Source organism: Clostridium senegalense, assembly GCF_018916625.1.
Lineage (GTDB): Bacteria > Bacillota > Clostridia > Clostridiales > Clostridiaceae > Clostridium_J > Clostridium_J senegalense.
Genome location: NZ_JAHLNC010000002.1, coordinates 195,438 through 217,208 on the forward strand (window position 1 = coordinate 195,438; position 21,771 = coordinate 217,208).

At 24.8% G+C, this 21,771-nt stretch carries 12 protein-coding genes and 1 other annotated feature; of the genes, 2 read left to right on the forward strand and 10 right to left on the reverse strand.

Going from position 1 to position 21,771, the window contains the following annotated elements; all coding sequences use genetic code 11:
- Positions 1-53 precede the first annotated feature (53 nt).
- The 9 genes from KQI36_RS06155 to trpS form a co-directional block, all read right to left on the reverse strand.
- A complete protein-coding gene (locus tag KQI36_RS06155) occupies positions 54-1,598 on the reverse strand; it encodes a sensor histidine kinase (protein ID WP_342357375.1) in 1,545 nt (514 codons plus the stop codon).
- The gene (locus KQI36_RS06160) at positions 1,598-2,266 is read right to left on the reverse strand and encodes a response regulator transcription factor (protein ID WP_216450119.1); all 669 of its coding nucleotides are present in this window, start codon (positions 2,264-2,266) and stop codon (positions 1,598-1,600) included. The genes KQI36_RS06155 and KQI36_RS06160 overlap by 1 nt, the downstream gene beginning before the upstream one ends.
- A 215-nt stretch (positions 2,267-2,481) precedes the next feature.
- Complete coding sequence (locus KQI36_RS06165) at positions 2,482-3,057, reverse strand: ATP/GTP-binding protein (protein WP_216450121.1); 576 nt, start codon at positions 3,055-3,057, stop codon at positions 2,482-2,484.
- 223 nt (positions 3,058-3,280) lie between these two features.
- A complete protein-coding gene (locus KQI36_RS06170) occupies positions 3,281-4,363 on the reverse strand; it encodes a glycoside hydrolase family 113 (protein ID WP_425321723.1) in 1,083 nt (360 codons plus the stop codon).
- A 17-nt stretch (positions 4,364-4,380) separates the two neighbouring features.
- Positions 4,381-6,447: a cellulose biosynthesis cyclic di-GMP-binding regulatory protein BcsB gene (locus tag KQI36_RS06175; RefSeq protein WP_216450123.1), complete on the reverse strand. Its 2,067-nt coding sequence runs from the start codon at positions 6,445-6,447 to the stop codon at positions 4,381-4,383.
- 59 nt (positions 6,448-6,506) lie between these two features.
- Positions 6,507-7,769: a glycosyltransferase family 2 protein gene (locus KQI36_RS06180; protein WP_216450125.1), complete on the reverse strand. Its 1,263-nt coding sequence runs from the start codon at positions 7,767-7,769 to the stop codon at positions 6,507-6,509.
- Positions 7,770-7,773: 4 nt separating this feature from the next.
- Entirely contained in the window at positions 7,774-9,417 is a 1,644-nt protein-coding gene (locus tag KQI36_RS06185) for a polysaccharide deacetylase family protein (RefSeq protein WP_216450127.1), read from the reverse strand.
- Positions 9,407-10,165 (reverse strand): GGDEF domain-containing protein, encoded by a 759-nt coding sequence (locus KQI36_RS06190; RefSeq protein WP_216450129.1) that lies wholly within the window; start codon positions 10,163-10,165, stop codon positions 9,407-9,409. Before KQI36_RS06190 ends, KQI36_RS06185 begins: the two co-directional genes overlap by 11 nt.
- A 354-nt stretch (positions 10,166-10,519) precedes the next feature.
- On the reverse strand, positions 10,520-11,518 hold the full coding sequence (gene trpS, locus KQI36_RS06195; protein ID WP_216450131.1) for a tryptophan--tRNA ligase: 999 nt from the start codon (positions 11,516-11,518) through the stop codon (positions 10,520-10,522).
- Between the two features lie 91 nt (positions 11,519-11,609).
- Positions 11,610-11,842 (reverse strand) — a binding site (T-box leader).
- A 139-nt stretch (positions 11,843-11,981) separates the two neighbouring features.
- Here trpS and KQI36_RS06200 point away from each other — a divergent pair.
- Positions 11,982-12,197: a hypothetical protein gene (locus KQI36_RS06200; protein ID WP_216450132.1), complete on the forward strand. Its 216-nt coding sequence runs from the start codon at positions 11,982-11,984 to the stop codon at positions 12,195-12,197.
- A 165-nt stretch (positions 12,198-12,362) separates the two neighbouring features.
- Positions 12,363-12,881 carry a hypothetical protein gene (locus tag KQI36_RS06205; RefSeq protein ID WP_216450133.1) on the forward strand — a complete coding sequence of 173 codons (519 nt, stop codon included), beginning with the start codon at positions 12,363-12,365 and terminating at the stop codon, positions 12,879-12,881.
- A gap of 115 nt (positions 12,882-12,996) precedes the next feature.
- Here the strand turns inward: KQI36_RS06205 and KQI36_RS06210 are convergent, their stop codons facing one another.
- Positions 12,997-21,567 carry a GH36-type glycosyl hydrolase domain-containing protein gene (locus KQI36_RS06210; protein ID WP_216450134.1) on the reverse strand — a complete coding sequence of 2,857 codons (8,571 nt, stop codon included), beginning with the start codon at positions 21,565-21,567 and terminating at the stop codon, positions 12,997-12,999.
- Positions 21,568-21,771 lie beyond the last annotated feature (204 nt).

Consider the following 21,771-nt stretch of genomic DNA (forward strand, 5'->3'; position numbering starts at 1 on the left):
GAAATTCATATGAAGCTTTTATGCATATCCTTTGATAATTAAATGAAGTAACTTTACCAAAATAATGTTGCTTCAACACCATTGTCAATGTTAATAATAGTAATACTATAACCTAATATCTTTGAATAATAAGAAACAATATATAAACCTAATCCATGTCCGCCAATTCCATTTTCTCCAGAAACAAATGGTTCAAATATATTAGGTAAAATTTCTTTATTAATATTAACGCCATAATTTGTAACCATCAATTTGTCTTCAGTAATTTCTATTCTTATGTTTCCCAGAGATTCAGTATAATTTATTCCATTATTAATTAAATTATCTATTATTTTATATAAAAGTTCTCTGTTAGTGTTTAACATCTTAGATGTAAGCTTTTTTTCTACTTGAATTTGTTTTGCTTTTATTTGTATTTCATAGGTAAATAATATTTCACTTACTATGTCTAAAACATCTAAGTTTTCCTTTTCCATACTTTCATAATTATAATTAAGATATAAAATTTCATCTATTATTTTTCTCATAGATAAGAGTTGGTGTTTTACATTTGGTAAATATGTTTTTGTATCTTTATATTTTCCTATTTCATTTATCATTCCATCTACCAAAAGTAATGATGCTGCTACGGGAGTTTTCAATTGATGGGAAGAAGCCCTTAAAAATACTTCTTGTCTTTTATTTTGTTCATATAAAGATTTATTCTTATTTTCAAGCTCTTTAAATGTTTCATTTAACTTTTTATATAGTTCATTAAGACTTGAAGCTAGAACTGCAATTTCATCACTCCCCTTAACTTCAATTGGTTCTACATAAAGCTTTTCATTTCCTCTCATATAATCTGCATGATATGCTAATTTTTCAATTGGTATAACTATTTTTCTTGAAAAAAACACTGTTGAAATTAAAATTAACAAAATAGCTGTTGAAATAATCATAGGTAAACTTTGATAAATTATTGATTTGATTTCTCCTATTTCTGGTGTCATAACCGGTAATATTGAAAGTATAATTTCTTCGTCATTTAAAGTTGTAGCTATATATGTAGTATAAAAATTCAATCCATCTGTAGAGTTAGATTCAAATATAATTGTATTATCATCTACAACAGTTAATTTAGATGATATTTCTTTAAAAACATTTAAATTATCATTCTGCAAAAATTCTAAATTTATAGGAGGATTATTTTTTAAAAATTTAAAATTTGAAATCATTTCTTTTATTTCTTGTTTTTTTTGTTTTATAACTTCGCTATCCTTTTCTAAAAATACATCTCTTATCTTATTAAAAACTAATACTAATTCCTCATCTTTAATATCAATTTTTATTGTACCTAATTTATTTGCCAAATATATTAAATTTCCTTCCTTAGGAATCTTAAATGTAACTGTTCCTGTAGGATTTTTAGTCTGGATTTCTCTATAATTTCCCGTTTTTACATATTCACTTTGTATTTTCTTTATTGATTGAAAATTTTCTTTTTCCATATAATCTACATATAATGAAGGTATCATGAATATGAAATATATTAACATTAAACCAACTACTGTAGTTGATATAATACTTCCATATACCAATGTTTTTTTATATAAATTCACTAAGCTTCCTCCATATTAAACTGATATCCAACTCCAGTAACAGTTTTTATATAATTTTTAGGCAATTTTTTTCGAAGGTTTTTTACATGTGCATCAATAGTTCTATCATTGGTATAGTAATCCTCATTGAAAATCCTTGAAATTAATATGTCTCGAGTGAAAACTCTATTTGGCTCCTTTATCAAAATTTGAAGTAATAGAAATTCTGTTAATGTTAAATTTAAAGATTTTTGATTATAAAAAGCCTGATATGATTCATCATTTATTGAAATCCCTTTTTCTGCTATTTTTAAATTATCATCTTTAATAACTCTTCTTAGAATTGCTTCAATTCTTTTTAATAATAATAATGGTGAAAATGGTTTTACTACAAAATCATCAGCAAGTAAATTAAATGCCTTCAGCTGAGTTTGTTCATCGCCTAAGGCAGTTAACATTATTGTAGCCATTTGTGGTCTATTCAATTTAATATATTCAAGCACTTCAATACCAGTAACTTTAGGTACCATAATATCTAATATAGCTAAATCAAAATTTTCTTTTTTTATTAATTCTATAGCTTTTTCTCCATTCTCTACCTGAAATACTTCATAATTCTGCATTTTCATATATTCTGTAGTAACATCTGAAATAGTTGGCTCATCCTCTAAAAATAATATTTTTATCATAAATTTCTTCTCCTAAATTAATTTTTTTATATTTATTCTCCACTTAAAAATTGAATATTAAATCTATTATTACAATTAAATTATATATAATTAATTTTTCCATGTAAATTTATTTTAAATAATGTATAGATGACTAATATTAAAAATTTTTTAATTATTTTCTTATACACAAAAAAATAGGACATGAATGTCCTATCAAATTTATTTAAATCAAATTAATTTTCATTTTTTTCTTGTAACTTTATATCCATTATACTTAATATGGTTTTAGCTCTATCTTTTGTACAACCTGTTAATTCTATATAAGGAACAGACTCTACATCTAAGAAGGTTTTTATAGCCTCATCAACCTTTTGAGCTGTTTCTTCATCTTGCCATCTTACACCATCTTTTTCATATCCAAATTCTCTTCCAACATAAAATATGTAATCATATTTAGAAATATCTCTTATAGCTAACCCGTAAAGGTCCTTTAATATCTCTATTTCTTTAACAGTACGTTTTCTTTCTCCTAGCATAAATCTAGCATATACATATGGTATAAAAGTAGCATAATCTGTTATTGCATAATCAAATATTTCTAATTCTTCTTCTAATTTAGCTTGTCCAAGATATATTCCATATTGCTCAGAAATAGTCTCTATCATTCCTTTTTCTCTTAAATAATCCGTACTATATTCTGCTGCACATCCTACACTCATACCTAAAATTTTCATTTCAACATATAAATGTTGCATAAGTGTAGTTTTTCCACATCTTGGCCCACCTAAAATTGCTATTCTAGTAGTCATTTTGTGACCTCCATTTAATCAAATTGCAACTTCAATTATAGCAATTTAGTTGTCAAAATTCAACATACAGTTGCTAAAATCTACTTTTATAAACATTGAAATACCATAAATTTTAATTGGGCTAAATCAAAATTATACTTTAAAAATTTAACCCAATTATTATAAGAATACAAGCTTAATGGAGAATTTACGCTCAGAGATTTTAAATTCTATAGTTTTATTTTTATTTGCTCTTTTTATACCAATCCTTAATCACTTTTTTTGTTTCGATAGATGGATAATATACTTTTGTTTTATCATCTTTACCTATAGCAAATATAGAAAATCCTAACTGCCATGGTTCATCCTCAAAAACTTCTTTATAAGCTAAAAAACCCACTACCTGTTCTTGAGTATTTAATTTGTTAGAAACTTGTACGTTCCATGGTTCTTTAGATGCTCCTTCTAGTTTAGGGAACCCTAGTTCACCAAAAAATATTGGTTTTTTCCAAGTTTTATAAAAATTATATATTTCTTTTTTTATATTTTGATTTCTATTATGTGCCTTTGTTTTCTCTATATATTTTACTAGTTCATCCTTTGAATTTATATTTTTATTACTAAGCTCAAAATATGCTGCTATACTTATAAAATCCACATTATTAAATACTCTATTTTCAAGCTTATCTCTATATTTTTCCTCACTAACTTTATCCCAACTTGCTGTATACCACCAACTAGTTCTATATGTCGTAAGCCCTTTATATTTGCTTTTAATATTTTGTATAAGGTAACACCACTTCTCTTCATACTTTTCCATTTGAGAAAAATTTGAAGCAGTATTTAACGCAAAAACTTTATATGGGTTTGCTATTTCTTCAATTAAAGGCAAAAGTACTTTATGTTCCCAATTATAAAAAAACAAATCTATATTATTGGGATTCCACTCTGTTTCATAATCTTTTCCATCATTAATCCATGGGTAAGCTTCTAATATTACGTTTATATTTTTTTTCTTTAATTTTTTAATAATTTTTTCAGCCTTCTCCATGCTATTTTTGTCTATGCTCATATCACTATCTGTTAATGTTTTTATATTTATAATCACAGGTACATTCACAGTATTTAATTCTAAAATTTCAACATCCTCTAAAACTTTATCTATTTCATAATCAACAGATAAATTTCCACTTTTTATTTTTTCCTTTGTAATGTTTAATGGCTCTTTTGTCGTTACTGAATTATTGAAAATAAATATTTTAATAATTATGAACATCAAACTTATGATGATTACAGCTAAAATGCTACTTATAAAATTCTTTTTAATACATATTTCACCTCTTTTTAATTCTTATATTTCTTATATGTAAATACAACAGTTCCTAATACCATAAGTAATATAAAAGTAAAAAATATAGCTAATATCTTTGTATTTTTATCAATTTTAAATTTTTCAAAAGAATTATCTTCTATATTTTCATCTATATCTTGATAATACTCATTCTGAATTTTTCCATCTTTATCTATTATTGCCCCGTCTCCTTTAAGCTTTTTCAATAAATTATTATTGGTCAAATACTTTTCACTATAGCTTAGACTTTCATTATTTGGAGATGTTACAACCATTATTGCTTTATCTTTGTTATATGGTGACTTTATAAGTTGTATAGCACTTATATTCTTCCCATAGTTTTCAGTAAATTGAATTTTATCATTAGATTCAAAAGCAGTAAAACTTTCATTAAATTTAATATTTAATTTCTCATTTATTTCTTTTATAGCTATATTATCATTGGGAGTTCCTAAATATATTAAATTTTTATTTTTATAATCTCCTTTAAAATTAGAGGATTTAATTACATTAATATTGCCATTATTACTTTCTAAATCTTGCCCTATGTATGCAATAATAGATGATAAACTTTTCATATTTTCATCATTTATATTATCTGGTATTACTACTATAACATCATCAAAATTTCCCTCTCTTACAAATGGGTATGGATAATTTTCAAATATTAACTTTTTACTATCTTTATAAGGTAAATGTACACAGGATTCATTAGATATATATGCCCATGGTGTATCCTTTCCAGTAGTATCACAGATTAAATCTTTAACTTCTAAATTAAATTTCACTTTAATATCATATGAATTTGTATTTCTAAGACTTTCTGGTATAGTAACTTTAAGCTCGTCATCATCTGCTTTATCCATATACATTTTATGACTTCCTATAGGTATTTCATTAACATATATAGTTACCAAAGACCTATCAAAATCTAAATTTTTAGCATATTTAAACTTTAAAATTATATTTGAATCCTTTTCTATAGTTCTATTTTTAGGTATTGATAGTGAGAATTTAGTTTCTTTAGCAAATGGTCCTTCTAATAATATATGATCATATCCTAAATCTTTTAATGAAATATCAGTATTTTTTTTCTTATTTAATTCTAAAACTTTAGTACTCTCATTTATAACTACAACTTGTTCTTTAGTATTCTCTACTAACATTCCATTCAAAATAAATTTAGTAGCCTTTTTAAGCATTTCATCATTTTCACTTACAATTAAAAGAAGCTTTTTAGTATGCTCATAAGGTGAATTAACCTCTTTTAAAATTGCCTCTTTAGATAAATTATTTTTTTCTTTTTCTGTCAAAAGTTCTGATACTTCTTTAGGCGCACTATTTAAAGAACCTATATATATTAAATTATTATTTTTCACCTCATTAATCTTTGATGTTTTTAATAAATTACAGGTAAACTCTTTAAATTGTGACAACCTTCCAATATACCCTGAAATAATCATTGATGAAGTTATTTCACCTTCTGTAAAATCATCTGGAATAATAATATTAACACTTGATTTTATATCACTTTCTTTTATGTATGGATATGGAAAATCTTGCAAGGAATTATAATCTTTTAGTTCTTTAAAATCTAAATGTATAAAAGAATCTTCATGAAATACTATCCAATTTGCTGAGTTAATATCATCCTCACAAGGTTTTTCACTTATTCTTTTATATGTTTTTATTTGTATTTCATTAAAGCCTTGTATTATGTTTTCTTTAGGTATTGGTATTCTTATAGTTTCTTTATAATCTTTTGTTTCATTTAGTTTTGTTGAATATATAGGAGTTTTATTTACCACTATAGTTAATGTTGATTCATCTTCATTTATAAGTTCACTTTTACTTAAAATCAAGTTTAAATATCCATCTTGAATTTCCCATTTCTTATCAACAGTAAAAAAAACACTTTCCGTTGAATTTACTCCTATATTTTTTATTTCCTGAGTAAAATGAAAATTTTTACCTATAATTTCCTCATTGAAATCTTGAGCAAAAGCTATATGGGAAAATATAATAGAAATCGTAATAAACAATGTAACAATTTTTTTCACATTATCCCTCCTTTATAGATTTAATTATTCAAATCAATTTCATAATTAACATAAATATATTAAAATCTTTCTGTTTTGTACCATTTAACCTCCCTTTTTAAAACTATATCTTTTATGTATTGAATAAAGCTATTAACTGCCACTATTACCCACATCTGACAATATGTAAAATACATTATCGGTATTAAAATTACATTTTTGAATGTCCCTTGCCCTTTTTCCATTGTTAGTGTTATAGCAACCTCTAAAATAAAAAGTATATAAGCTAATATCCATAATATATTAAGATTTCCATTTATACTTGTTTTTAAGTTTGTAAATATACTTAATATAAATATTCCATCAGATATAAGTACTGATGATAAAAATAAAAAATACACTAAAAAGAAATATATTACATCAAATAAAATCTTTGATGGTTTTTCCTTAAATATTTTTATAAGATATTTATTAAGTACATATATATTCCCTTTTGCCCAACGTGTTCTTTGTTTAAACCATACCTTGATTGTTTCAGGTTCTTGTTCCCAAGTTACTGCAAGTGGCATAAATGCTATTTTATAACCTATTTTATAAATTCTAAAACTTATTTCTGTATCTTCAGATATAGCTTTTTCATCCCAACCACCTAACCTTTTTAGTATGGATTTTTTTATAACAAAATTAGTACCAGGTATAGTACATAATTTTAAAAGATTCCATCTCCCAGCCTGAGCCATCCATTGAAAACTCAAAGTTTCAATATTTATAAATTTCGTTAATATATTTCTATCTCTATTTCTTGTTCTAAATTTTCCTATTACTGCTCCTAAAGTTTTATCATTATGTATTCTAGTTATTAAATATTTAAGAGCATTTTTTTCTGTAGTATTATCTGCATCATATACTGCTATATATTCACCTTTAGCCTTTTTATAACCTAAATTTAATGCATTAGATTTTCCCTTTCCACCAGTTACACTATCTGTAGTTATGATAGTAAAATTGTAATTTGGAAACTCTTTTTTTGCTTTTTTTAATTCTTCAGCAGTATTATCGTTAGAATTATCATTTATAACTATAAGCTCCATTTTATCTTTAGGGTAATTTAAAAGTAATAATGCCCTAACTGTTTTATATATTACTTTTTCTTCATTATGTGCTGGAACCAATATAGAAACAAAAGGACATTTTTTATCTTCTATAAGTTGTATTTTTATTTTATTCATTTTTATGTAATACATATATCCATTTGTAGCTAGCAATATATTTATTAAAAGCACTAGCCATATAGATATAAGTGAATAAAGAAATAAATAATCTATTAATGTTAAATTTTCCATTAAATCACCTTAAAAATTTTTTCTTATTTATGTTTCTAAAATATAAATATATAATGAAAAATATTATACAAAATATACCTACAATTATTGCTAATATTTTATTTATTTTTTCTACATATTTATTGTTGTGTTCTTCATCAAGACTACCTTCTTTAAATCTATTTTCTATGGATATATTTCCATCCTTTGATTTAATAGTTATATCATTAAATTCAATCCAATTGTCATACTTTTTTAAATCTAAAAAACTTACATTTTTACTTTTTAGAAATTCAACAGATTCCTTTAAATATTCAATATCTAAGTAAGGATGAAAAAACATCCCTCCAGTGTGTCCTCTAACCAAGTTTAATATGTCATAATTTTCTTTTAATTTATCTTTCCATAAAATATCTTCATTATCTATATATCCTAAGTTTTCTGGAATAAGACAATTAAAATTCTTTGTATTTCTTAAAATATAAGGATAACTTGTTGTTGTAAATTGCTTATCACTACTTTGATATGCACCAACATATGTTGAAAAATGTTTTTTTATAGATGAATATCCTCTTGAATCTATTCCATAATGCGGGGCTTCAAACCCTAATGGATATATACCATTTTTCACACAATCTATAACTGCTTTACTTAAATTCTTAGTAACATATTCTTCTACATCCCATGTTACTGGACTATCCTTTATACCATTCCAAAACTCGTAGTCTTCACCACCTTCTTTATCTTTAAAATTTCCATGATTATATCCATGAAGTATTATAGTGCCACCTTTATCTTGCATATACTTTATGGTATTTATAAATCCTGGCTTATCTGTCATATAATTTTCATATCCTGTTTTAGTATCTATATATGCTGGAATAAGTGCTACTATAAAAGGTATATTTTCATCATATAAGTAATCTGCAATTTTTCTTAATTCATAAGTATCCCTAAAAGGATGAACATCTTCTATTCTTATAAATATCTTTTGTTCACTAATATTTTTTACATTAAAAACCTCATTCAACATATCTGAAAATATAAAAAATAAAACATTTTCACTAGGTATTAAAGAAACATACCACAGATTTTTTTCATTTACTACATAGGGATATTGCTGCCTTCCATCACTAAAATAAGAATGTATTATTATTTCTTCGTTAATATTATCTACAACATTTATTTCTCCATATTTATCTATTGTAAATTTTTTTAATGTTTTATCATTTTCTCCATTTGAGAAATAATATATTTCTTTTAGGTCTACAGTCTTGGGTGTAAAACTAATATTATAGTTTTCATTATGATCTACAAGTTTCTCTATTCCATTTCCAATCCAACAAATTGTTTTATCAAATTTCTTTATATCGTATATAAATTCTTCATTACTAATATCTTTATCTATAATTACTGAAAATACATAATCATAGCTTTCTAGATAATTTTTTTTATATTCTTTTATGTCTACCGTTTCAACCTTTGTATTAAAAGCACCCATTAATTCTGAAATAGAATTTAAAATATTTCTATTATAACTAAATTCTACTTTTGTATCATAAACGATTAGTACATTTAAACAATCTTCTTTTGCTTTTGTATTTACTCCCAAAGAACAAGTAGTTATAAAAAATGCTAATAAAATTAATATATATTTTTTAAACATCATATTCTAATTCCTTATCAGCCATTTCTTTAAGTTCAAAGGCATTTTTTATATCATCTTTATATTCTACTGTTGAAATTTTGATTTCCAAATTTATATCTTTATCTTTATATTTAGATTTGAAATTTAAATTTTCTATATTTTTTCTTATCTCTTCACTAATCACATTAGATTCTTTAAGATTGGTTTCAATTAATAATACAGCAAAAGTGTTTTTGTTTAACATGTACTTCATATCTTCCGTCCTTGATGATTTTACTATAGATTTACTTACCATATTAAATAATTTTTTAATTTTTTCTTTTCCAAAGTAGCTTAAAAGTTCATCATAGTACATTATCTTAATAATCATTAATACAAAAGGTCTATTATATTTTTGTGACCTAATTATTTCTCTTTCTAAATCATTATAAAAGCCTCTGTTATTCCCTAACCCTGTTTCTTTATCTATAGTTATCAACTCATTAACATCTTCTTTTAATTCCTTTTCCAAACACTGTAACTCATTTATGTTGTAAGATATTTTTCCTATGGTAAAAGAAATTATAGGTATGAAAAATAACCACAAATAAACATTTAATTCTATAGTTTGGGATAAAGTTACATTAGTGTATATAAAATATGTAGCATAAATAAATATAACAAAAGCACTACTCAACATTCCCCAAATAGTACCTTTTAAATATGAAATAATAATAATTAAAGACATGGATCCAAGCATAATAAAATCTATTACACTATTTCTATCCATATAAAAATATAAAAAACTAAAAATAATAAAAATTTCTACTATAAAAATAGTAAAATATATATCTAAATTTACCGATTTATCATTCACTATATAGTCGTTGTCAAAGGCCTATAAATACTTATAATTTTTCTTTTTTACTCCTTTAATTTATCCATTTTTTATAAAATATTAATAGTTTTGACTAACTTCCTCCTTTCTTTGTTTTCTTTGTCTATTATTTGCTTGTTAGTAATCATTAATTCATAATATTGAATGTTATTTTTATAATTACTCATTAAAAAATTTTAAACACTATAATATAAAGATTTTAAATATGATATTTTAAAATAAAAAAACAGCTTTAAAGCTGTTTTTTTACATTTGAATGAATCCTATTTTTCTTTTCATTTTTGAAAGGGTTTTATTAGCTATATATCTTGCTTTTTCCGCACCTTTTGTATAAATTTCTTCAAGTTCTTTTTTATTTTCTAATAACTCTTTTACTTTAGTTTGAACTGGTTCTAATTCTTCTACTATAGCTTCCCCTACATCCTTTTTAAATTGTGCATATCCTTGACCTTTATATTTTTCTTCTATTTCTTCCATAGTCATATTCTTTATAGCACCTAATATTGTCATTAAATTTTTAACACCTGGTTGCTCATCACTATATCTTACCTCACCGATACTATCTGTAACTGCTCTTGAAATTTTCTTTCTAATTACATCTGGTGGGTCCATTATTAATATATAGCAATTTGGATTTTCTTCTGATTTTGACATTTTCTTTTCTGGATTTTGTAAATCCATTATTTTAGCACCTGCTTTTGGAACATATGCTTCTGGAATTTTAAATGTTGGACTATAGGTTTTATTAAATCTCTCTCCAATATCTCTTGCAAGTTCTAAGTGTTGTACTTGGTCTATTCCAACAGGTACTACATCACTTTGATATAAAAGTATATCTGCTGCCATTAACACTGGATAATTAAATAAACCTGCGCCTATACTATCTCCACTTTTCTTTGCTTTATCTTTATACTGAGTCATTCTTGAAAGTTCACCCATATAGCTATTACAAGTTAAAAGCCATGAACATTCACTGTGTGCTGGTACATGTGATTGTATAAACATAGTGTTTTTCTCTGGCATAATTCCTGATGCTATATAAATAGCTAAAATTTCTAAAGTTCTTTTTCTAAGATCTGCTGGCTGTTGTTGAACTGTAATAGCATGTAAATCTACTACACAAAAATAACATTCATATTCTTCTTGAAGTTTAACCCAATTTTTTATAGCTCCTAAATAGTTTCCTAATGTTAAATCTCCTGATGGTTTAATTCCACTAAATATAACTTTTCTTTTTTCTTCCATAATCAATACCTCCAATATATATTTTAAAATTAATTCTTATTACATATAATTTTTTATTTCAAATAAAAAATAAAAACCCTATAGAATTAATCTATAGGGCGTCAATAACGCGGTACCACCTAATTTTAGCTTTAAAGGCTACTCTACTCTCAGATACATATAATATCCTACCTCTATAACGTGAGGACACGTCAAAGACTACTACATATTTCGCCTTTGCTCTCAGAGACCCATTCAACTTAATCATAATTGTGATAATTCCACCATCTATCACTCTCTTTAAATTTGTTTTTAAGTTTACTTACTTCTCTTCATAGATTTATGATTTTATAATAGTATACTCCTGATAATTGTTTTGGTCAATGTTTTTTATTAATTTAGTATTTTTTTTTAATTTATAGCCAAAATAATTATAAACCACTAATAAATTATTTCATTTTTATATAAATAAGGAGTTGATTATATGACTAAAGATAAAAAAACAAATTATGCACCTAACTTAAGAAACCATTTGGATGCACCACTTAATAAAACTAAATGTTTTTCAAAAAAAGATTATATAGAACTTCCAGACAATGTTACCGATCCTATTGTAGCAAATAACATATCTAATGCGGAATTTGATTATACTTATAATCGTGGAGAAGATATACCTACTACTGAAGATAAAGAAGATTAGTATATACTTTTTTAATATCTTAAAATAAGTTCTACACTTATTTTAAGATATTTTTATTTACTTTAAAAATTAACTTCATGTTAATAATGTAAATTTTTATATCTTATTGAAAATAATTACTCCACAGTTGATATAATGATTATTAAAAGGCTAAGGAGTGGTAACTTGAAAAATTTCAAATTTTTTATAGTTATATTATATATTTTTTCCACTATTTTTCTTTTTGGATCTACTCCTACTCCTACTAAAGAGCAGCTGGTCATTGAAGACTTTCTAAACAGTATATATTCTTTTAAAAATGATGAAATTCCCATTGTATTACAACATAATTCCATATATCCTAAAGACTCATTTTTATCAAGAGTCAAACCTTATATGACCAAAACTTCATATGATAAACTCACTTCTAAAAAACTTCAAAATAAATACGTAAAATTAGCTGTTGATATGGGCTTTGATAGTGAATGCGATATAATTAAAATAACTAAAGTAGGAAAAAGTAATAATTATGATTACTTTATAAAAGTGCATGTAATTTTTAGTGATACTGGTACTAAAGAATCCTATATAATCAAAGGTTCTATTTCTTTAAATAACAATAAACAGAAACCTAAAATTAATATTTGTCCTAATATTTCCATACCTAGTATTGGTTCTAGTAACCTAACATCTAAATTAGTATAGCTCTTATTTCTATTTTTTATCATAATATTTATAGTACAAAAATGAAGATGTATTATCAAAATAAAATTTTACTTTGAAATACACCTTCATTTAATTAATTCTTTACATATTCTTTTTATTGGTTTTTAATTCTATAAATTAAGCTATGTTCACCATTCTCATATTTTATAAAATTACTTTTTATTAAATTCCCGTCTAAGTAAATTTCATTTTCTTTACCGTACTCCACATTTATTATATATGTGCTTTTATCTGTTTTATGAGTTATCGTATATTTTTTAAAAGGTATGTTTTTTAAAGGTTCTATAGTAAATCCTTTCCCATCTTTAAGTTTAAATCCCAGTATTGCCTCTATGGCTACTTTATACATCCATGAAGCACTTCCTGTATAATAACTCCACCCGCCTCTTCCATTATGAGGAAATGAAGAGTACACATCTGCACACATTACATATGGCTCAACTTTATATTTATTAGCAGTACTAAAATCTTTGCTGTGATTTATTGGATTTATCATATTGAAAAGTTCTACAGCCTTTTCTCCTTCATTTAAAATAGCATATGCTAGTATAGTCCAAATAGCACCATGAGTATACTGCCCACCATTTTCTCTAACTCCTGGAATATAACCTTTTATATAGCCTGGTTCTAAGTTTGATTTATCAAAAGATGGAGTTAAAAGCATTATTATGCCTTCTTGTTTGTTTATTAAGTATCTGTATAAGTTACTCATAGCTTTCTTTGCTCTTGATATATCTGCACATTTAGATATTACACTCCAAGATTGACTTATTGAATCAATTCTACATTCATCATTTTCACTAGAACCTAATGGAGTCCCGTCATCAAAATATGCTCTCTTATACCAATTTCCATCCCATCCGTTTTTTTCTACAGCCACTTTAAGTTTTTCCATAGCACCAGTATATTTTTCATATAGATTTAAATCACCTTTTTCTTTGCATAAATATTTAAAATTATCTAGTACCGAATATATGAACCATGCAAGCCAAACACTTTCCCCCTTACCTTTATTTCCAATGGTGCTCATTCCATCATTCCAATCACCACTTCCTATTAAAGGCAAATCATGTATTCCAAATTTCAATGATTTTTCTATGGCTTTTATACAATGCTCATATATAGTTTCTTTTCTATGAGATTTTTTTACTTTCCCATAAAATTCATCTATATCATCTTTTAAAGGTTCTCCTTTTATATACCTTACTTCATCATCTAAAATAGAAATATCTCCAGTTCTTTCTATATAATCACAAACTACATATGGTAGCCACAACAAATCATCACTAAACTTAGTTCTTATACCACATTCACTGTACGGGTGCCACCAGTGCATAACATCTCCTTCTTCAAACTGATATGAAGCTGAATAAAGTATTTGATTTTTAGTAATAGACTTATCGAAATATATAATTGACATAACATCTTGTAGCTGATCTCTAAACCCAAAAGCACCTCCACATTGATAAAATGCAGTTCTAGCCCAAATTCTACAACTTAAACTTTGATATAAAAGCCACCCATTTACCATTATGTCTAAACTTCTATCTTCTGTTTTAACTTGTATTAGCTCTAATTTATCACTCCAATATTTTTGAGACTTTTCTAATTCAATATCTACATTTTCTAACTTTCTAAAATATTTTATTTGCTTTTCTATATCTAATATATTTTCTTCTGCCCCTAAAATTATTGTTATAAATTTTTCTTCAAATTCATTTAATTCAATAGAAGTAACTCCTGCTAAACATGGATTTAATCCTTTTCCACAAGAACTTTCCAATGTAATATTTCTAAGTCCATCAGGTTCTTTAATGTCACCATTATATCCCAAAAAGTTATCCCTATGACCTGTTAAAATAGTGTTTTTTTCACTAAACGCAAGATAACATTTGGTCTCCTTAAAATTCTCATTGTAAAAATTATCTGCTGTAATGTATCCATCTATATTATTTATATTTGTTACTATAGTTCTATATGTTTTATCCCTTACATCACCTAAAACTAATTCACCATAATATCCCAACTTAAAGTTTCTTTTCTTATTAGTTGTATTACACAATTTAATTTTTATTATTTTTATATTTTTATCCTGCGGCACAAAAAATGTAGATTCAGTATATATACCTCTATTTTCTTTTACAAATTTTGAAAATCCCATTCCGTGTTTAACAATAACTTCATCATCTTTATCTTCATAAGTTGGTCTAGTAATGTTCCAAATCTCATCATTATCACATAAATAAATATTTTCTGCTGATTGGTCTATTACAGAATCATTATTCCATGATGTTAATTTATTTTCTCTACTGTTTTTATACCATGTATAGCTAGAACCAACTTCTGATATTATGAACCCAAAATCTTTATTAGCTATAACATTTATCCATGGCATTGGAGTAGGATTACTATTTTTAATGACGATTGTATAGCTTTTTCCATTATCAGAAAATCCGCCATATCCATTAAAAAATTCTAGGTCTTTTACCACTTTATTTCTAACTAAATTAAATCGTTTAGATTTTTCATATTTTTTTTCGCTTATAATTTTTAATAATACTTGAGGTTTAAGGTCTTTTTTAAATTTATTATGCTTAATTTGTTCAAAAACATCACCATTACTTCCATCAAAATGCAATGCAGAAATAAATTTTATTACATTAAAGTCTTCATCCGATATATTGGATATTATATGAATTCCTCCATCTTTATCTTTTAAATATTCAATTTCATTTTTTACTATTATATTATTTATAGTTTCCATTATAGGCATCTCATAGGAGCTACACTCTCTATTGATTATAACCAAATCTATTTTTAATTTATTTGTAGTAAGATACTTATGACAATCAATTATCTGTCTTAACAAATATAAATGTGATTCTTTATATATTTCTACAACTATTATAGGAATATCGCCTGAAATTCCATATTTCCATAAATCTGCTTTTTTGCCTTGTGGTTTTACTATGTTTTGAAATTTGTCTTTATTATCTTCTTGCGGTAATAATATATCAGTTAAAAAATCTTGATATAAGTTTGCTTGTAAAGTTGTGATATTTAAATTTAAAAGTTGTTGTTGAATATGTTCTTTGCATAGAATTGGTAAACTTTTAATCTTATTAATATCTTTATATTTTTTTATTAAATCCACACATTTAGTTTTATCAAAACTTACAGCACTTATAAAATAGAATTCTATAGTTTCCTTACTACTTATTTCAAATCTTCTTCTTAATGAAATTATAGGATCTAAAACTGCCCCAACTGAGCTACTTAACTTTTCATTATCTATTAACGCTATTGGTTCTTTTTTATTTCTACATCTTCCTATAAACTTCTCCCTTGAAGTTTCAAATTCTAAAGCACCTATATTTTCACTATCCCCAATTAAACATTGAGCTACATAAGGGCTCTTTTCTTTTTTATTTCTAACTCTTCTATTCGCCACAACAATCTCATCATCTTCATAATAATTTGTTTTAATAAATAAATTACCAAAGGCAGGATGTGACAAATCACCTTCATAACTTTGAAGTACAATTTCACAATAACTAGTTAATTCCAATACTTTCTTTTCATTACCCTTATTGTAAATTTTCACAGCTCTTACTTCCATATTTTCATCTTTATGAATAAAAACAGTTGTCTTTACTAGCTTATCTTCATCATTTCTAAAAAATTCTGCTCTATCTAAATAAAAACAAGCACTATATCTTTCATAATCTTCTCTAACTGGTTCATAAGTTGTTGAAACATATCTATCTCTTTTTATTTCTTTTAAATAAAAGAAAACTCCACTACTATTTTCTGGCATAGTGTTTCTATATCTATTTACTAAAATTTCGTCAAACTTAGAGTATCCAAAGCCAGTGTTTGACATAACTAAAGAATAATTTTTATTTGACATAATACTAAATTTTATTGGATCTTCTAATATATTTTTTACCGTTCTTGGTGGTATTTTTTCTATATGACTACTACTATTTAAAATATCAATATTACCTACATTATACTTATTATCATAGATGATTTTTTTACTTCTTTTCTCTTGAAGCAATAATTCATTAGCTTTAATAATAGGATTTTCATGAAAATATTTTTGTAATATATTTTCATTTAATACATTGTCTATAGCCATAATAGACATACCTAAATGATGTATCATATAACTTTTCACTATTTTCCCATTACCATTCTCAGTTTCAGCCCTATTCTTTGTGTAGTCTACAGCTTCATATAAACCATATTTTCCATATACATCATTTTCTATAAGAATATTTAAATTTTCTATTGCACATTTTTTATTTTCCATTAATGATAATATAGTTGCATAAGGTGCTATTACAATTTCTTTATCGTTATAATTTTTCAATGCTATTTTGGGTACACCAAAAGCTTTATACTGATAGTTTAGATCTTTGTCAAATTCATAATATGCACTTTCTGATATTCCAAAGGGTAGTCTTAGTTTTTTACCATAATCAATTTGATTTTTAAGAGCATATTTATAACTTTCGTCTATAAGCGTATTTTCATAATTTTTCATTATTAATCTTGGCATAAAATACTCAAACATTGTTCCTGACCATGACATCAATCCTTTATTATTACTTTTTCCACCTAATAATCTTCCAAGACTAAACCAGCTTTCCACTGGTATATCTCTTTTACAAATAGCTATAAAATATGCACTTCTTGCTTCTGAAGCTAAAAGATCATAATAATTGTTAGTTAAACTTTCTTTTTCTAAATCAAATCCAATAGATAATAACCCTCTTTTACTATCATATAAAAATGAGAAATCCATATCTTCACACATTGTTATTATTTTTTCATTTAAACAATTGATTCTAGATATTATTTTATCAACACTAAAATTGGTTTTTAATAGTATATCTATGCCTTCTTTACTTGATACTTCTTTTAAGGCTTCCCCAACTATATCCTTATAAGCAGTTATGGGAGAATTCACAAACCTTGTCGTAAGATTTGCTATGGTCATATTGTCATACAATTCTAATTCTTTTATAAATGGAAATACTTCATTTATATATTTAAGTTGCATTTTACAATGGTTTATTAATTTATTGCACCAGTAGAACTTTCCTTCTTCATTGCTACCTTCATGTTCACTTAAAAGTTCTTCTGTATTGCAAATTATATTAGAAATCATAGTTTTAAATGTCAATAAATCTTTACACCTATTATTTAAATTATCTTTAACCATAAAATAAAAGTAATGATTACATTCTATATCTTTTATTTCCTCTATAGTTAAATTTAAAATATCTTTTAACCCTAAAATTATTTTTTCCATGATAGGTGTATTTAAATTTTCATTCAAACCTTCATAAGTAGTATACAAATAAGTTATTAAATTTCCACTATCAACTGTAGATACATATTTAGGATTTAAAGCTTTTTTATTTGAGCTATCATACCAATTAAATAAATGTCCTTTATATTTTTCTAATGTGTTTATATTTTCTATTGTTTTTTCTATTCTTTCAGTTGCTTGAATTATATTTATATATCCTAAATCTAAGGCTACTATATTGGAAATTATGCACATTCCTATATTAGTAGGTGATGTCCTATAAGCTAACTTTTTACCTGGGTCCTCCTGATAATTATCTACACCTATATAGTTACATCTTTCATCTATAAAATCCTCAAAATAAGCCCATGTTCTTCTTGAAATTGTTCTTATCAAAATTTCATCTTCATTATTTAAAATATATTTTTTTGTTTTCTTAGGAATACTTATTAAATACGCAATTAATGGAGCCATTATCCAAAGAGCTGTTACTAGTATTAATAAAATATTACTCTGATTTAGCAATACATTTATGAGCAAAATTCCTATTCCTATTAAAATTGATTGAAACATTGTATTTAAATATGTAGTAAAATTTCTTTTTGAAGTTCTCTCTACATAGTCAGAGGTTTGCCATTGTAATAAATTTTTATGAGAAAAATTCTTTCTATATATAGTTCTAATTATGGCATCTAAATTTAAATATGCTTCATAAGGTAAAAAAATCAATATTAATAAAGATCTAAAGAAACTTTCTCTCACTAAAATAAACTCTTCTTTTAAAATAAAACCTTTACTAATGTTTTTTACAAAATTAAATAAATTACTAGGGAATGAAGTAAATGACCATAAGATAATTAACATTATCCAATAACCTACATTTCCTGGCAATATTTTAAACGTTATAAGTATCAAACTTAAAATTAAAAATATTGAAACTAAACTTCTTCTTAAGTTATCTAGTATTTTCCATTTAGAAAGCAAGTTTATATCATCACTATATAACCAAGGTGTTAGTTGCCAATCTCCTCTAACCCATCTATGTTTTCTTTTAGAATTTGCATTATAAAAACTTGGATAATCATCTATAAGTTCTATATCACTTACAAGTCCACATCTTAAATAACTTCCCTCTAAAAGGTCATGGCTTAAAACGGTATTTTCAGGAATTTTATTGTCTAAAGTTTTGCAAAATATATCTAAATCATATATGCCCTTTCCTGTAAATATACCCTCTTTAAATAAGTCTTGATATACATCTGAAACTGCTGTAGTGTAAATATCAATTCCACATTCTCCTGAAAATAATTTTGAAAAAATAGTTTTATTGCTACTAGCTAAACTTATACTTATTCTTGGTTGAAGTAATCCATATCCTCTTATAACTTTACCATTAGAACCAATGTATCCTTTATTTAAGGGGTGTGCCAATGTACCTATTAATTTTTTAGCTCCATTCATAGGTAATTTAGTATCACTATCTAGTGTTATTACATATTTAACTTTGCTTAGATTTTTTAAATCTCCACTTATTATTCTAAAAGTTGTTTCTTCATTTCCCATTAAAAGCTGATTAAATTCAACTATTTTACCTCTTTTTCTTTCATACCCTATATATAAATTTTCACCCTCATTAAATACTCTATGTCTACATAAAAAAAAGAACTGTTCTTTTTTATTTTTACAGTATTTTAAATTTAATTTTTTTACTTCCTCTAATGTAAAATTTATTATGTCATCATCATCTTCTAAATTTAATTTTTTACTATCTTTCAAATCTCCTAAAAGAACAAAAAATATGTTTTCATCTTTATTTCCTAAATAATACTGTTCAATATTTTCTAAAAGTTCCTTTGCTCTTTTTTTATTATTTATTATTGTTGGTATTATGACTGATGTTGAATATTCATAGGGTATATTCTCTAAATTCAATTTAGGTAATGTATAAGGTTTATTTATTCTCATAATAGTAAAATTTAACCCTCTTATAGCTACATCACTCATAGGTATAATTAAAAATATAACTGCTAAAATAATTTTATAATTATACTCATTTTTACCTGGTATTGCATAAAGGAAAGTTATTATATTTATAGCTGTAAAAATAAATATAAGTAATAAATAACTTATAACTGCTTTACCTTTTATCATTCTTTTTATTTTTTCAAATCCACTATATTTTATTTTTAATATATTATTTAATTTATCTCTACCCTCATCTATTAAATAATAACCAATATGATTTTTAAACTCTTCCCCTTCACTTACTTCCTTACACTTCATAGCCTTTTCAGCAATATAACTTTCTCTTATATCATTTTTTAATGATATTTCAGAAATAACTCTTCTATACTGATCTTTCGATTGAAAATCCATTTGATTATAGAAGTAATCTTTACTCAGTATTTTCTCTACAATAGAAACTCTTTCAAATATATATCTATAGTTTATCTTTGAGATTTCTATTAATGAATTTACTGAATTTGATAATAACATATTTCTTAAATTTTCTTTTTTATAAATATTTATTTCATTTAAAACTGAATTTACTTCTATAGATTTTACTAATTCTTTTAATTCTAATGTTATTTTTTCATCATCTTTACCTGTATCTTTTAAAATTGTTAATAACTTTAGTATAGTTTCTTTATCAACATCCTTATCTTTAATCAATGGATTTATATTCTTTTTTTCTAGGCTTTTACTATATATATCTAAAGCCTTTTCTAAACTATTAATCTGACAATAAATTTCTTCTGATAACTTATCTATATATTGTATTATTACTACTTTTATCATGATTGGGAAATACCAAATTTCACCCATTGTTAATTTATTTTCTTTTTCATACTCTTCAATAAACTCTGTGATTGTATTTTCATCAATATATGCTAATCTATCATTTATAAAATTTAAGGCTAAAACATACACTCTTGGAAATCCACTAAATATACCATCTTTTATTCGTGGCAATTTTTTTAAGTTTTTTCTTCTTAAGCTTTGTTTTAAATTTTTATATTCTTTATGTATTATATATATATTATCAATAATCCATTGGCTTCCACTAACAACAGAAGCTCTAGGATTATTTTTTATTTTTTCATATACTTTTTTAATATTTTTATAGTTTCTGTCCACAGTGACAGTTTTTATTTTTGAATTTAAAGAATAATCTACTGCTGACGTCTCCAATGCTATCTCTTGAGCAATAATTGTAGAACTCTTACTACTTTTATTTATTTTTATACAATATTTTAAAAATTTGTATTTATATACTAATTTATTATTAAAATATAAAATTATAAAGGTCAACACTACCAATAATGAAAAAAATATATATATCATAAACTCACTCCTTTATAAACACTATCTTTAAAAAATTATTGACATGTTATAAAGTAATTAATCATTTTCATGCTATTCTCATTCAAACCAACTTCTTAATTTACATATTTATAATAAATTCAACTTGGAATCCTATATTTAAATTAAAATTTGATTGTAATATGAATTAAGTTTATAATTATAATAAAATTTAATATGAAATAG